This window comes from Bacteroidota bacterium (genome assembly GCA_020402865.1).
GTDB lineage: Bacteria > Bacteroidota > Bacteroidia > Palsa-965 > Palsa-965.
This window is the reverse complement of record JADBYT010000017.1, coordinates 36,461-50,659: the sequence shown is the minus strand read 5'-3', so window position 1 is coordinate 50,659 and position 14,199 is coordinate 36,461. Positions and strand designations below refer to the sequence as shown.

Sequence of the window (14,199 nt, the reverse complement as noted above, 5' to 3'; positions counted from 1 at the left end):
AATAAAAGAGAATAAGCAGTAAATAAATGTGCGTGTAACAGAAATTTGAGCTTATGCCTGAGGCATGAGTAAACCAAGTGTAACCAGACGCGCTTCGAGATCGGCAATGCGTGCAACCATATTGGCGATATACGCATTGAGCTCGGGATTACCAGTATCCACAGGCTCAGGAGCAGCGGCCGTGAGTTTGGGCGCGGCATAGAGTTTTACCGGACGGCCGGTCTGCCCGGGATTCAGCAGATGCAATGCCACCTGTCCGCCATTACTTGTTTCTTTGGCATACACCTGTACGGCTGTATTTTTTGCTTCAGCAGGTGCAGTGCCTTCCGTAGAAATGGCAAGTACATTACTTCCGCCAGCCCCGATGTGTGTGCCCGTGCCGAGGTGCGTGCCAATCACTACGTTGCCGTCGAAAATAGCGGCTGCACGGTTTTCGGGGCGTGGCACAGTGCCATCATACGTGCGCACCCAGAGACCGATGTCTCGGCTGGCGCTGCTTGTATTGGCAACTGCAGCCGGCATATTCAGCGCCAGACCAAAACGAGATGTGGTAATATTGGCCTGTGCATGTGTACGGTTGTGATTGATTACTGCGGCGGCAATGGCTGCTGATGCTTCTGTACCTGTAGTGTAAACACTGAATGAACCCAATGCCTGTGCAGCCTGCGGACCATTGCCCACAATAACGTTTACATTTCCTGTATCCGGATCGCCTGCAAAACGAATTTTGGTTTCAACGGCATCTACAGTCTGCCAGTAATTCTGCGCAGCTGTCGTGGTGTTGAACGTAACCCATTCGCTGCCGTTGTGACCTTCGAAAAGATTATTGCGGAAACGGAATGTACCGGGGCGATCAGTGCCGGTCTCGTCGAGGTCTTCATGCAAACGAATGGAGCCTTTCAATTCGAGACGGCTGTTGGCTGTTGCCGCCACGCCCATGGCTGTGCGCCCATTGGCAGCAATGATAATCTTTTGGCTTTCCGTGCCCTGTGCATGCACTTCAATATCGCCGCCGAGCGGCTGCAAATTGAGCTTTGCACCGGTTGTAGTACCGTTTGCCGTTACACGCACCTGAATGGCCGACGGATCGAGCGCAAGGTTTTGCGTGGTATTACCCACCAGCACTGCACCTGACACATTGTCGAGCGCCACCGGCACACCGGGATGCTGCGGGTTGGCTTCCACCGAAAATTTCACCATCGGTAAAGAAGTACCAATACCCACATTTCCGTTTTCACGAATTGTGAAACGCTCGTTCTGCGCACCCTGAGTGTTTACACTGTTAATCGAAAAACGTTCGTTCAGTGTATCGGTATCGCTCGAAGTATGCGCAAGCATCCACGAATTATTACACTCCGCATTTTTAATCCGGATGGAAATACTGCCGTTCAGTTCAGAGGCCGTAACGCTTAGCACGCTTTGCGGTGTTTGTGTGCCAATACCCACAAAACCACGCTCATCAATGTGCATACGCGGAACCATTCCGCTGGTTTCCTCACGGGCAATGGTGAGGCCTGTGGCGGTTACGCCCGTTGACTGATTCACCAGAAAACGCCAATGATTAGTGTCGGTTACTGCCGATTTAAGCGTAAGTGCAATACCTCCCGGCTGTGCCTTAACACTCAGCGGTGTATCAGGCGTGCCATCATTAATCCCAACCCGCGTGTTGGTAATATTGCCATCAACAATTACAGGCGAAATGGTAAGCTTATCGTCTGTCTTGCTCAGCGTATCATCAATCAGTGCTGCAAATTGTTCCTGATTCGGAATTTTACCATTCAGGAAATAGTTCTTCAGTTCATTACGTTTGGTTGCCATGATATAAGCGGGTTATGATTATTGAACGTTAAAATTGTTTTCGATTGACCAGTATCCGATTCCTTCCGAACCGCTCTGACCAACAATGAAATCGGTATTGATGATATCGGCGCCAATGCCATCGCGGGTTTGTAAATCTTCGTCGCCGCAATGTGCCATCGTTGTTCCGGATTCGGGGAAGGGATTACGCACATCGTTTTCGGGGCAATCGCAGGTTTCCTCTTCAAGCACATTGATCAGGTGCAGGGCTGCCGAAGTAAGCACGGATGCTGCGCGTGTGGGTTCGGCAGTTTCAATATCGCGCAGTATTACCGGTGTGCTGCCGGGAATAATCTGCTCCATGCTCATGCAGGAGATATAATCAACATAGGGCAGCTCATCAATCATGTCAATAACCGCCGATTTATGAATACGGCCGCCGAAATTGATTTCGGCATTACCATTGAGCCACGGTGCAAAGAAATTGCGGATGTCATTCTGCAACTGATCGCTGTAATAGCTGATATCGAAGCCGGCACGGAATTTCACATCAAACGCAAGGCGTACTTCTTCAAAATAGGGATTGCGCACATGGATCTCGGCCAGCGGCGGCATAATGCTGCGCAGATAGCTTTTCACATTTTCAAGTGTGAGCAGCGGCAAACGCGGCTGCAGCGGGTTCACTGCATTTTTGTTGCGCAAATCGGCCACAAGCACCATTCCTACATGGCCGGGTGCAAGTTCGGTGTAAATAGCCGGCGTTTGCGTGGTGGCCGGTTCCATGCGTGTGTGGTTAATGGCTTTCGCGCGAAACACCTGCGGAAAAGCTTCGAGTACAAGATGCTCGTAATCCCAAAGCGTAATTGCACGCTGCTTGTGGCGCAAACGTTCGCTCACACGTATGCGGAATGCTTCGGCTGTTTCGGCGGCATGACCGCCGAATGAAGCGTAAGGCTGTTCTACCGTACGCAAACCATCGTCATCATTCAGCAAACTTTTTATGGTTTGCGCAGGCAATGCCTTTTCAAGATGCGCCGGATCATTATCGCGGTTGCTGAATGTGGCGGAAACTGCCTGCGCTTTCACATCAATCAGATCACATAGCGAAGCTGAGTTTTGAGCAGCTGAAATACGTATCCATCCCAAACCTTCGGTAAAAAGAGTATTATCGGTATTCATTGCACGTGGCAACGAAAGTGTGACAATGCCGGAGTCAAGCAGGTTGTTGGTGGTATTACCAAGAATTTGTGCCGGTGTAAATTTCACCCAGCGGTTGTGTGAGAGATAATGAAAGGTAAGCGGCTCCAGCATCACGTCAGGATCGGCGCTGCCTTCTGATACCTTGAACAGCAACGTAAGCACCTGCGGCGATTTCAAATTGCGCAAACCAATGAAGAGATTGCCTTCGTGACCGTAATACGGCATGGCATCCACGCCGGCTACATTACCACTACGCTCCTGCGGGGCTACGCCAAAGGGTTCCACATGATAAAATACCGAAGCCTGCGTAGCATTTGCCTGGGTTGTAAAATCAACCGAATCGCTTGCGGTGTAATCCATCTGTATCGACTTGATGAGCGGCGTATAGGGTTCGCGCGGCATCGACTTGTCGGTTACAGTACTCGTTGCAGGTAAGGTCGCTAAGTACAGTGCGCGCTCGGCATAAATCATCTGAAAGTCATTATGCCCGAAATCCTTTCCTTTAAGCGTGAGCCGCAAAAAACCACGGCGCGTAAGCGAAGTATATTCTTCCACACTTCGCGTATCACTGTCGAATGGCAGCGAAGGCAGCGTATTATCAAAATTGAACCGGCGCGTGGTTAATTCACCGGCAAAAAGATCCATACTGTCGGCAATGTTGCGCCATGAACGATCGATGAGCAGATCGGCCTGCACTTTAAACGAATCGTTGTTGCGGTACTGCGAATTGATGGGGGAATAATGACTGTAGTAATCCGCAAAATTATCGGGCCGGCCATGCCAAACCAGACTAAGGTTAAGCTGGCTGATATGCTTACTCATTACTTCAGGGCTTCCCACATAAAAGGTAGAACCGATTTGCGGGCGGCTGCCGAATGGGGCAAAAGGTTTATCAGGTGTAAGTGTGGCTTCATCGCTTTGCAGAATGAGGTTACGCACACCACTTACGTTAACGCGCAAATCGGCACGGTAAAGTGTTTTTCCGTTCAGGTAAGAGAAGAACAGCGGATAGCCCGGCGAGTTTTGCCGGAAAGTAAGTTTCACCACCGGCTCCGAAGTACGGAAAGGCTGGCTGAGTACTTCTTCGTTGTAACCGGTAACCGCTTTTACGCCTTCCGGCAAATACACCGTGATAATTAGTTTTTGTTGCGTCTGATTATACACCACATTGGTCACCAATGCCTGCAGCCATTCTTTTTCGCCGCTGAATTTTACATCAAGAGCATTGATGAGCAGTTGCTGTGTGCTTTGTATCTGCGCATCAGGATCCTGCTGCGGTGCAAGCACAAGGCTGCTCAGCGTGGTATCGGTAGCCGCCGTAACAGGTATATTCACTTGCGGAGCCGTAGGGCGCGACATAACCTGCAAAAGCTCGGGGCGCGTGGCCGCTACGGGTGTGGGGGTAATTACCGGGAAGTGCGTGGGTGAACCAAGTAACTGAGAAACGATTGAAGGATTGCCGATGTAGGTTTGATTCAAGCTCAGGGTAATGGTTACGCGGCGTCTGCCTTCGGCCATCCATAATACAGGTGAGGCGAATGCGAAACCCAGTTCGCCAAACGGCCGGTAATCGGCAGGTGTGAAAATGGTAGCGGCTGTGGGACGGCCGAATGTTTTCCATCGTTTCTCTTCTGTATCAAACTCCGCACCCTGTCCGTTTGCCGAATCAGCCACGGGCGAAGCATATAACTGATTGGGCAGCGCATTGGGCAAACCGGTGGTGTTGAAACGGTCGATGAAAACCGATTTCAGTTCGGCTACTTCGGCCTGATTGAACACCACATCATTGTTGGTTGTATAAACCAGATCGTTGCCCAGCGCATCTTTTTTCGCATCGGCTTCGGCCGATTTACGCACCAGCAGCTGCGCCGTTTCGCCAGCAAGTTTGAATACCAGAAAAACCTGATCGGCGGCGGCGGGCTTTTCGTTGAGCTGAAGCACATCGCGATAGTAAAAATCGAGATGGCGTTCGGTGAATCCGTTCAGATCGTTTTGCGCCACACTGAACAATTCGAGAAAAGCCGAGAACAAAGCAAAATGCGGAGCTGTACGCTGATCATCGCTAAGCGACTGATCGAAAAAGCTCACCCAGTTTGCGGAAGGCACCTGACTGAGCGGCAGGTTTACATCGTGAAAACGGATTTCGGTGGCAAACTGCTTGGTAAAGTCAAGCAGTTCATCCATGCTGCGCTCGTCCACACCGATATAATCGGGAAGTAACTCGCGGAGCTTTCGCTGCGGCTGGCTTGTTCCGTTGCGCAGCAGGGTGTTTTTGGTGTTGCAGTCGGTACTCATTGCGCTACGTTTGTGCCTTCGTTCAGATAAAAGGGATAAATAATATTGGAACGTGTGTTGGTAGATGAAATAGTATAATTCACAGTAATCTCTACACGCCCTTCATTGGGTTCTGTATAAATTTCGATCGCATCGAAACTGATTCGGGGTTCGTATTTAACAATCGCCTGCCGGATGATTTCGGTGAGCAGAGTTTGAAAGCCCGACTCAAGCGGATCAAAAATGTTGTTCTCCAGGTTGCAACCGAAATCGGCACGCAATACACGTTCGCCAAGCGCAGTACCCAGCAGAATGAGTAAACTCTGTTTAATGTCTTCGGCACCTTTTACCATTTCGGCTGTGCCTGATGTTGACTGGAAAGTAACCGGAAAAGCCCAGCCCTGACCCAGAAAGCCGGCTGTTTCAAGTTGTTCTCTGATTTGCTGTTCGTCCATAATAAAATACCTCCGAATGATTGAATTATCCACCAATGTTTACTGTAAACTCTCCGGTTACAATTTGCGCACCGCAGGCACACACCGCATTTACACGGAGTGCCGGTTTGTTGCCAATGAACACCGTTGCGCTTCCCACGGTAAATGGTGTGGAAGAAGGATGCGGCGGATTGGTTACAATCGGACAAACGTGTGTATCCATAAGTACAGCGGCAGGTTTCTTACCGATGAGTACGGTAGCATCACCCGGGCCGGTAACTGTACCGCCGTGAGAAGTTGTATCGCCAATGCGGGCTGCTGCAGGCATCTTGTTTCGTATTACAGGGTTAATTAATATTTACAACTCCGCCTTTGATAACAGTTTGTCCCGGGCTTTTCAGCTCGGCCGTACTGCTGCCTTCGGCGGCATATTTTGTTTTTGCTTTCTGCTCAATGTTGGTGGCTTCGGCTTTGATATTGCCTTTTGCTTTCACAATGAAATCCTTACTGCTTTCCATTGTGATGCCGTTTTTATCCATCACAATTTTGTTGCCGTGCTGATCTTTCAGCGTAATGCTTTTCTGATCATCACTGATTTCAATACTGTTTTTGCCAGGCGTGGAAACGGTTACGGTTTTCTTTTCATCGTCGAAAAGCAATTTGATTTTGCTTTTTGTGACAATGCCTTTCAGTTTGTTTTGCGCATCGCTGTGGCTGAAATCGGCCGGCGGATTGAGTTTACTGCTGTGCAGCATGCCGAGTACAACAGGATCGCGGGGATCATCGTTTATGAATCCCACAATCACTTCGTCGTTTACTTCGGGGCGGAAAATCATTCCGCGGCCGTTTCCTGCATCGGCGCGTGCAATACGTGCCCAGATGCCTTCGCCGCTGCTGCTGATTACCGGAATGCGAAGCTGCACACGGTATTCGCCTTCAGGATCGTTTTCAATTTTGGTTACAATGCCCGTGAGCAAACCATTTACTGATGGAAGCAAACCCGCCGAGGGTTTGTCGTTTATCGTGGCATAACGCACGGCAAATGCTTCCTGCGAATAGCCAAACGAAATATCCGTAACCCAGGTGCTGCCGGCCGTAAAACTATGCACCACACCCGACACAAAAGCCGGGCCGTTGAAACGTTTGCCCAGACCCTGCAGCAGAATAAAATCGCCGGTTTCAATGGCTGATGTGCCATAAATCCGCACACGCCCGCAAACTTTCGCCAGCCGACTGCGCATGAGTTTGGCATTGGCCCAGGCCTGCAATTCGAGTTTGCCGCGCTTACCGGTATGCTGCAACTTCAGCTCTGAGCCAAATACATCAGCAAGCGCCGTGGCTGAAAGATTACCTTGTTCGGCAGCGGGTACTGCGCGGGCATCTTTTTCCTGCACATTCTGCTCGGCAGTGCTCCATGCCTTCGCACTCACACTTTTATACTGATCGCGCGCATCCATGTCGGCTTCAAAATCCACAATGTTATCGCCGTAAGCCAGAGTGAGTTTAGGCAGTGCAGCATTGAGCCACCTGGGAGCACCTGCGCTCAGCTTTCCGTTTTGCGCAAACACTAACCAGCCATTGGCCTCAGCCCGCGAAAGCATAAAATCCCAGTCGCTGCAATAGTACTGCACCATTTCCTTGTGTACCAGTGCGGATGCATCCACCGAAGCTATTTTCAGCCCTGAGGCTTTTGCCAGATCTGTAATGATCTGTGTATCACTCGCAGCTGTAAACACTTTGTTTTTACGAACCAGAGTTGTTTTCACCGCCTGATCGCGCAGCTCGAGCACCAGTGTGGAATTCCCTTTAAGCGGCGCTTTAATGCTGTGCTTAATTATTATGCCTTCAAAAACGGTTTGTTCACGTTGGGCATAGCCCAATTTGATCGTTATTTTTTTACCTGGAACAAATTCGTTGGTTGCACTCAGTTCAAAATTCTGACTTGCTGCACTACCATCATGCAACACAAGCGTAGCCTGCGGAATACGATTTACCTGATTACTGGTAAATACAGAAACAATACCGTATTTAAGTGTAATATCTTTTGATCCCAATAATACCCTCATTGAGGGTAAATGAAGATTCTCATGTCCGGGTATTTTGCGACTGGCATTCATCTTACAAATCCTCCTTCTTTATGGGCGGAAATACGAGTACCTGTCCGGGAGAAAGTTTCCTGTAATTTCTGAGTCCGTTGATACGGGCTATTTCGAGGTACAACGACTCATCGTCGTACATTTTTTGCGCGAGGAGCGGAAGGGTGTCGCCCGCTTTTACTGTATATGTTTTAGTAACATCCGGAGAATTAAAGATGTCCTTCAGTTTCATTCTTTCAGTAGGATCATCTTCTAAAACAGTTACATCCACTTCTGCTCTGATCGGTCTGCCAACCCGATCAAATAACTTATAGTTAATGGTCATCGAAGTAACTCTTCCCATAAACCGGTTCACTCCCCAAATAATCAGCACATGACCTCCCGTGTGTGTACCGTTGTCCGTGTCAAATACAGTTTTTTTAAACTGTTCAATCAGTATATCCACACCATTGGCGGCACCGGCCAACGCCGAAGAAATAGTTTTTCCGGCAATACCGGCGGATGGTGATGCACCTGTTGCATCAAAAAAGAGTTTAAATGAAAGTTCATCATTCAGGAGTTTTATCTGTTCAGATTCAGTTTTATTCCCAGGCCCTGATTGATCTTTGTTACTTACCTCTTTCTTTAATTTTCTCGTGAATGATTCCGGGTTGTACATTACTGTGAAAACCGGCGATTTAATTTTATCAGACAAATCGAATGGTGAACCAGTAACCGGCACAGATTCAATAAATGACTTAACATCAAAAGCACTCTTCAATCCGGAAATACTACTCTTTAAATCCAGACGAATAAATGTCATCTTCGCCAGCTTGCGCGACATTGCATCAGTAAAAGGAAGGTTAGCCATCGTTTATCGTTCTTTAGAGTCTGACATCATTCTTTTTAATTGTTCAACTGCTTCGGCAATCAAGCCTGCCTGATCAGCCTGAACTACAACAGCATTTGGTGAAGTGCTCAACTCCTCGTTGTTCACCACTGCCTTTACAATCAATTCGCGTATTTCAACCGGCATAGAATAAGGGATTTATAGAGTTTGCTGAATAAATTGGATTCCCGAGGATTAGAATTTATTTCCGGTTGCATTACCCCGTTGGAAAAACTGATAATTAAGTTCCAGCGTTTCAATTACAATTTTGTTATCCTGTGCATTGAAATCGGATGTGCTTATTTTTGACGGGTAAGCATTTACCACATACCAGTACTCTAATGGCTGATGCTGCTCATCGAGCAACGTAACCAACAAATCAACCGGACTAAACTGATAACGCTCCACCGCTTTTTTTACCCAGTCCACAAATGCAGAGCCCGACACCATACCTCTTACAATTGTAATCGGCGAATAGGTTACCCGGCCGGGAAACTTGTGTACAAACGTGTTTTCCCCGCCTTCCTTAATTGTCTCGGCTGTTTCAATAGTCGCAGAAAGCCCTTTTACTTCCTGAGCATGAATAAAAGAGACATTGCCGTCTGAAATTTGCTGATTGGCAAAACTGATTTTAAAATGAAAACCAACCGGAGGATACGAGGTAGCCATGTGAATGAGTATTTACAAGAGATTTTTTTTGATCGGATAAACACGCGGGCTGCGCTGCAAGTACCGCAGCCCGGCGTGTTTTCGGGAGAGCTTATGCTACGATAAGGTTGATGCCTTCGTGGCAGAGTTCCACACTTTCCACGGCAAATTCGTTGCCGGTTGATTTGAGCGAGGGACCTTCAACCTTGCACGGCCAGGCATCTTTAATCTGCCAGGTCATAACGGGCTGGTGCGTTTCGTCGAGCAGACTGATGGTGAGATCACGACGCTCAATTTTGTTGAGCTGCACGGTTTTGAGCCAGGTCATCAGTTCGCCGTCGCCTTTAAACATGCCGCGTTTGAGGGTGATGTTGTTCACTTTCTGCATGCCCGGCATCTTGGTTACGATGTAATCAGGGCTGTGACCTTCGCGGTATTCAATGGCCTGCACTTCTTTGGTGAGACCAGACACTTCGGTAAAACCGACACGGCTTCCGCCCCACTCTACGCTGAAGTGGAACACGGCAATCGGATATTCTTTTTCGTTAGCCATAATTAATGGATATTTTAAGAAGGGTGGTTACTTGATTGAATTGGTTTGGATTACGCCTCCTGGAGTTTGTGAGAGAATTCCAGATAGATAAACTCAGCCGGACGTGAAGCGGCAATACCGATTTTCACAATCATCTTGCCTTCGAGAATATCCTGCGCGGTCATGGTTTCGCCCAAACCTACAGCCACAAAAAATGCCTGCTCAGGTGTAGCGCCTACCAGCGCACCGTCTCGCCAGAGATTGGTGAGGAAATTGGTAATGGTGGTACGCACGCGTGTCCATGTATTGCGGTCGTTAGGCTCAAACACCGAAAACTCGGTTGCTTTTTTGATGCTCTCCTCGGCAAAGTTGAACAGGCGACGCACGTTTACATAGCGCCACTCATTGTCGTTACCGGCCAGTGTACGGGCGCCCCACACCAAAGTGCCTTTACCGGTAAACGAGCGGATAGCATTGATGGATTTGCCAGTAGTGGCATCCACATTCATCAAACCCTGATCGGCATCGGTCACAAAAAGCGTGGGCGCAATTACATTGGCAAGCGATACGTTGGCCGGCGCTTTCCACACCCCGCGGTCGCGGTCAACCGAAGCGTAAATGCCTGCAATGGCGCCGGAAGGCGGAAGTGTAACGCTAAGTTGGGCAATTGCAGTCTTCGCTTTGGCATACTGATCGAGATTGGTGCTGGAACCGGCAGCCGAAAGATCATCCAGCGAATTTGCGGTTCCCTGCCAGCCTGTACCGGTGAGTGTAACACCTGTTTCATCATATGAATAATTCAACGATGTTTTCAGATCAGGGCCGTAAGCTGCACCATATTTGAGATTTGATGTGCCAACTGCTGTGCGATAAGCAGTAAGGTCAGTATTACCGAAATCAGCACCTACATAATCAGCAATCACAAAACGATCCTGAAGGGTATTGCATTGCGCAAGTGCGCTAATTACGATTGGCCCATAAGTAGCTGCAGCAAGATTAGCCGCGTCAGGAAATACCAGCAATGTGGGTTCATCAATTTTTGAGATGACATTAAATCCGGCTGTAGCGCCGGTATAATCTGTGGCATCAATCGTGTCGGTATAGCTGCCTACCGAAACAATCCAGCAGGGGCCTCCGCCATTGGCAAAGTACATCTGCAGACTGTAGTACATGTTGTGTTTCAGGTTAGCTGTAACGGTTGACAAAGAAGCTGTCATTACACCGGAAACAAGATTAACGGTGATTCCATATTTCTTTGCGCCGCCAAATGTGGCTTCATATTCAAGAAGCGACGATACACGCACAGCCTGATTAAGCGGACCTTTTTCAGTATAACCGATAAAAGCCGGCACAGCCGTTGCCACCGGCGCCACCGAGGGCGGAAGTGTTGCAATTTCCCGGATATATACGCCGGGAGTTGTGTTGTTTGACATACTATTTTAGTTTATTTGGTTACTGATGAATTGAATTAGCCTTGCTGCAATACATGCGAGAATTGGAGTTCGATAAATTCTGCCGGGCGTGAGGCAGCCATGCCAATTTTTACTACAAGGCGGCCGTCGAGCAAATCCTGCTCGGTCATGGTTTCGCCAAGTCCCACACGCACGTAGAAAGCCTGATCGGGTGTTGCGCCTACCAAACCACCATCGCGCCAGAGGTTGGTGAGGAAATTGCCAATCATGGTGCGCACACGATTCCAGGTTTGCCTGTCGTTTGGCTCAAACACCACCTGCTCTATGGCTTTTTTAATGCTCTCTTCGGCATAACAGAACAACCGGCGCACATTTACATAACGCCACTCGGTATCGTTGCCGGCAAGCGTACGTGCGCCCCACACCAGATTGCCCTTGCCCGAGAACTGGCGGATCACGTTGATTGATTTACCCGAAACCGCATCCACATTCAGTCCGCTCTGATCAGCATCATTCAGCATCACTGCGGGCTGAATTACGGCGTTGAGCGATACATTGGCCGGCGCTTTCCACACACCGCGGTCGCGGTCAACAGAAGCATAAACTGCGGCAATAGCGGCCGAGGGAGAAAGCGTAATTGTTTGTTTGTTCAATGCTGCAATAACCGAACGATAGAGTGCAGGATTTGCAGCAAGTGTAACAGGCGCCGGATTTGTAGTTAACGTATTTACCTGAGTGGCAAGCAAACCAGTTCCCGTTACATTAACTGATACTCCGTTTCCAACAGCTGTGATTACGAAAAGGAAATCATTGGGAGAAGGTGCTGAGTAATCATCAACCACAATAATTTTATCAAGCAGAGAAGCCCTGTTACGGATAAGTGTCGTAAGTGCATCATAGGCAACTGTGGCATTGGTAACTGCAAAATCAGTAACAGCAGTAAAAACCTCAGTAACAGTGCCAACAGTTATTGTTAATGCAGTTGTATTGGTTGCCGTATTAATTGTAGCAGGAATCTCTACTTTATGCGAATTACCTGTGCCTTTATTTATTAAATCAAGACGACTGTATTCGGGAACCAATATTGCGGGCACACCCGTTACTTTAACCGACAGATCAGTATAACGATAATTAAAACCAGTATTCAGCGGCGGATAATAAGCAGCTCCATACTTGAGATTGGTAAGCGACAATCCTCGAAACGCTGATGCAGAAGTTGTTGCATTTGTATCGTGCTTCACATCCAGAATCGCAAAACGGTCCTGCAATGCGGAAGCCTGATTAAGCATTTCAATGTAGCTGTTTGCCGGCGAAGTGGAAGATGTACCATACTCGGGAGCTGCAAGAAGTGTGACTTCATCAATTTGACGAAAAGCCGCAAGCGCAGCTACAATTTCTGTAGAAACCAGGGTTTGAATACTCTTGTCATAATCACCGGCTGATGATATCCAGCAAGGCCCACCACCATTAGCAAAATACAACTGCATATGGTAATACAAACAGTACTCTGAATTTCCGTTTACTGTTGTAACGACAAGTGACGTTGAGTTTACGTTAAAATCCTCAACAAACGCACCGCCAAAAATCTGCTCAAATTCAAGCATCGACGTAATGCGGGTAGGCGTATTCAAAGGGCCTTTCTCCGTATAGCCCGCAAAGCCCGGAACTGCCGTAGAAACCGGCGCCACCGATGGCGGAAGCGTGCTTACTTCCCGGATATACACGCCGGGTGTGGTTTGATTAATTGCCATATTGTGATAGAATTAGTTACGTTGAAATGAGTGAGGTTACAGGGGTATTCAGGGTTATTTGAGTTTCAGAGAAAAATTGATCATACAGGAATCATCAGCCGGTCGAGGTAGTAGAAAATTTCTTTTACATCGGGATTGGATGACGGGCGTGAGTGATCGGGTTGTGGAAGTGAATTGATGAGTTGAGTACTGGTGGGGTTTTTATAGCTGTTCAATGTGAAACGGTATTGCCTTTCTTCGCGCAAAGGAATATTTTGTGCCGATTGAAAGACTATCGGGTTAATACCTCCGATAGTAATTGACGAAACCGGGCGTGAATTGTTAAGCGCAGCAAACACAATGGAAGGAGCACCAACCGTTAGTTCAGTCACATCAATAGTAGGTTTATTGCCTTCATCGAAATAACTGCTTTCGATAAAGCGGGGAAGTATGTAAAACTTCCAGGGCAGTTGTTTGGCCAGAAACTCGTAATCAAACACCGCATTGTTGGTGTATAAGGGCGCCGGTGTGCCCAGCGGATAACAGATAGAAATCATCGCAAGCACTTCACCTGCCTGAATATCATCGCCCACAAAATAGCGGCGACTGGTTACCGCGCTGGTCGAATCTGTAAAACGTACTTCGTAATAACCGGCCGGCTGTTCCGACAAATCAATCAATACCTGACGTGAAGCGGCAATGCCAGAGGTGATGGTTTGTGTTTGAACCAGTGTGCCGGTTATGTCGAACACTTCTACCGTATTACTGCCTCCGGTTAACGAAAACAATTCACTGAAACGCGGTGAACGGTAACCATCCGTAAATTCAACCGAAAGCGACACTTGTGATGACGGCGGATTGGCCGTGTATTTCAACAATACGGGGTTCTCGGGCGAATAAGTGGTCGTTCCAAGATCCATATCGGTTACATTCAGAAATTCAGTGGTGTCGTTCAGTTTCAGTTTGAAGTTGAAGATCTGTTTCCCTTTCAACTCCACCGAAGGTGTGCCGGATGTGGCCGATGTGGAACGATACATTACCATAGCGCCTTTGCCTGTGTTGCGAAACACCATACGTCCGCGTGCAAGCAATTCTTCGCACGAAGCAGTTGGCTCAATGCTTACGCGCGAGTTTACGGCAAACTCATCGGTAAAATACTCGTGCCGGAGTTGTATGCTGAATGCTTTATGATAGGTGAGAATGCTCAT

12 protein-coding genes are annotated in these 14,199 nt (G+C 48.2%); all 12 read right to left on the bottom strand.

Annotated elements, in window-relative coordinates:
• Positions 1-51: 51 nt before the first annotated feature.
• The 12 genes from IM638_12800 to IM638_12745 all read right to left on the bottom strand — a co-directional run bounded on the left by IM638_12800 (position 52) and on the right by IM638_12745 (position 14,199).
• Positions 52-1,818 carry a hypothetical protein gene (locus tag IM638_12800; protein ID MCA6363910.1) on the bottom strand — a complete coding sequence of 589 codons (1,767 nt, stop codon included), beginning with the start codon at positions 1,816-1,818 and terminating at the stop codon, positions 52-54.
• A gap of 18 nt (positions 1,819-1,836) precedes the next feature.
• A complete protein-coding gene (locus IM638_12795) occupies positions 1,837-5,292 on the bottom strand; it encodes a baseplate J/gp47 family protein (protein MCA6363909.1) in 3,456 nt (1,151 codons plus the stop codon).
• Entirely contained in the window at positions 5,289-5,726 is a 438-nt protein-coding gene (locus IM638_12790) for a GPW/gp25 family protein (GenBank protein MCA6363908.1), read from the bottom strand. Before IM638_12790 ends, IM638_12795 begins: the two co-directional genes overlap by 4 nt.
• Positions 5,727-5,751: 25 nt before the next feature.
• Positions 5,752-6,033 carry a PAAR domain-containing protein gene (locus tag IM638_12785; GenBank protein MCA6363907.1) on the bottom strand — a complete coding sequence of 94 codons (282 nt, stop codon included), beginning with the start codon at positions 6,031-6,033 and terminating at the stop codon, positions 5,752-5,754.
• 19 nt (positions 6,034-6,052) lie between these two features.
• Positions 6,053-7,771 (bottom strand): type VI secretion system tip protein VgrG, encoded by a 1,719-nt coding sequence (gene vgrG / locus IM638_12780; GenBank protein MCA6363906.1) that lies wholly within the window; start codon positions 7,769-7,771, stop codon positions 6,053-6,055.
• 52 nt (positions 7,772-7,823) lie between these two features.
• On the bottom strand, positions 7,824-8,651 hold the full coding sequence (locus IM638_12775) for a LysM peptidoglycan-binding domain-containing protein (GenBank protein MCA6363905.1): 828 nt from the start codon (positions 8,649-8,651) through the stop codon (positions 7,824-7,826).
• 3 nt (positions 8,652-8,654) lie between these two features.
• Entirely contained in the window at positions 8,655-8,816 is a 162-nt protein-coding gene (locus IM638_12770; GenBank protein MCA6363904.1) for a hypothetical protein, read from the bottom strand.
• Between the two features lie 48 nt (positions 8,817-8,864).
• Complete coding sequence (locus IM638_12765; GenBank protein MCA6363903.1) at positions 8,865-9,338, bottom strand: phage tail protein; 474 nt, start codon at positions 9,336-9,338, stop codon at positions 8,865-8,867.
• Between the two features lie 91 nt (positions 9,339-9,429).
• Entirely contained in the window at positions 9,430-9,870 is a 441-nt protein-coding gene (locus IM638_12760) for a phage tail protein (protein ID MCA6363902.1), read from the bottom strand.
• A 50-nt stretch (positions 9,871-9,920) separates the two neighbouring features.
• Positions 9,921-11,282 carry a phage tail sheath family protein gene (locus IM638_12755; GenBank protein ID MCA6363901.1) on the bottom strand — a complete coding sequence of 454 codons (1,362 nt, stop codon included), beginning with the start codon at positions 11,280-11,282 and terminating at the stop codon, positions 9,921-9,923.
• A gap of 35 nt (positions 11,283-11,317) precedes the next feature.
• The gene (locus tag IM638_12750) at positions 11,318-12,748 is read right to left on the bottom strand and encodes a phage tail sheath family protein (GenBank protein ID MCA6363900.1); all 1,431 of its coding nucleotides are present in this window, start codon (positions 12,746-12,748) and stop codon (positions 11,318-11,320) included.
• 344 nt (positions 12,749-13,092) lie between these two features.
• Entirely contained in the window at positions 13,093-14,199 is a 1,107-nt protein-coding gene (locus IM638_12745; GenBank protein MCA6363899.1) for a T9SS type A sorting domain-containing protein, read from the bottom strand.

Excerpts from the sequence above, each read along its gene's own strand:
- IM638_12800 (MCA6363910.1), bottom strand. The coding sequence starts at position 1,818 with ATGGCAACCAAACGTAATGAACTGAAGAACTATTTCCTGAATGGTAAA.
- IM638_12795 (MCA6363909.1), bottom strand. The coding sequence starts at position 5,292 with ATGAGTACCGACTGCAACACCAAAAACACCCTGCTGCGCAACGGAACA.
- IM638_12790 (MCA6363908.1), bottom strand. The coding sequence starts at position 5,726 with ATGGACGAACAGCAAATCAGAGAACAACTTGAAACAGCCGGCTTTCTG.
- IM638_12785 (MCA6363907.1), bottom strand. The coding sequence starts at position 6,033 with ATGCCTGCAGCAGCCCGCATTGGCGATACAACTTCTCACGGCGGTACA.
- vgrG (MCA6363906.1), bottom strand. The coding sequence starts at position 7,771 with ATGAGGGTATTATTGGGATCAAAAGATATTACACTTAAATACGGTATT.
- IM638_12775 (MCA6363905.1), bottom strand. The coding sequence starts at position 8,651 with ATGGCTAACCTTCCTTTTACTGATGCAATGTCGCGCAAGCTGGCGAAG.
- IM638_12770 (MCA6363904.1), bottom strand. The coding sequence starts at position 8,816 with ATGCCGGTTGAAATACGCGAATTGATTGTAAAGGCAGTGGTGAACAAC.
- IM638_12765 (MCA6363903.1), bottom strand. The coding sequence starts at position 9,338 with ATGGCTACCTCGTATCCTCCGGTTGGTTTTCATTTTAAAATCAGTTTT.
- IM638_12760 (MCA6363902.1), bottom strand. The coding sequence starts at position 9,870 with ATGGCTAACGAAAAAGAATATCCGATTGCCGTGTTCCACTTCAGCGTA.
- IM638_12755 (MCA6363901.1), bottom strand. The coding sequence starts at position 11,282 with ATGTCAAACAACACAACTCCCGGCGTATATATCCGGGAAATTGCAACA.
- IM638_12750 (MCA6363900.1), bottom strand. The coding sequence starts at position 12,748 with ATGCAGTTGTATTTTGCTAATGGTGGTGGGCCTTGCTGGATATCATCA.
- IM638_12745 (MCA6363899.1), bottom strand. The coding sequence starts at position 14,199 with ATGAGCATTCTCACCTATCATAAAGCATTCAGCATACAACTCCGGCAC.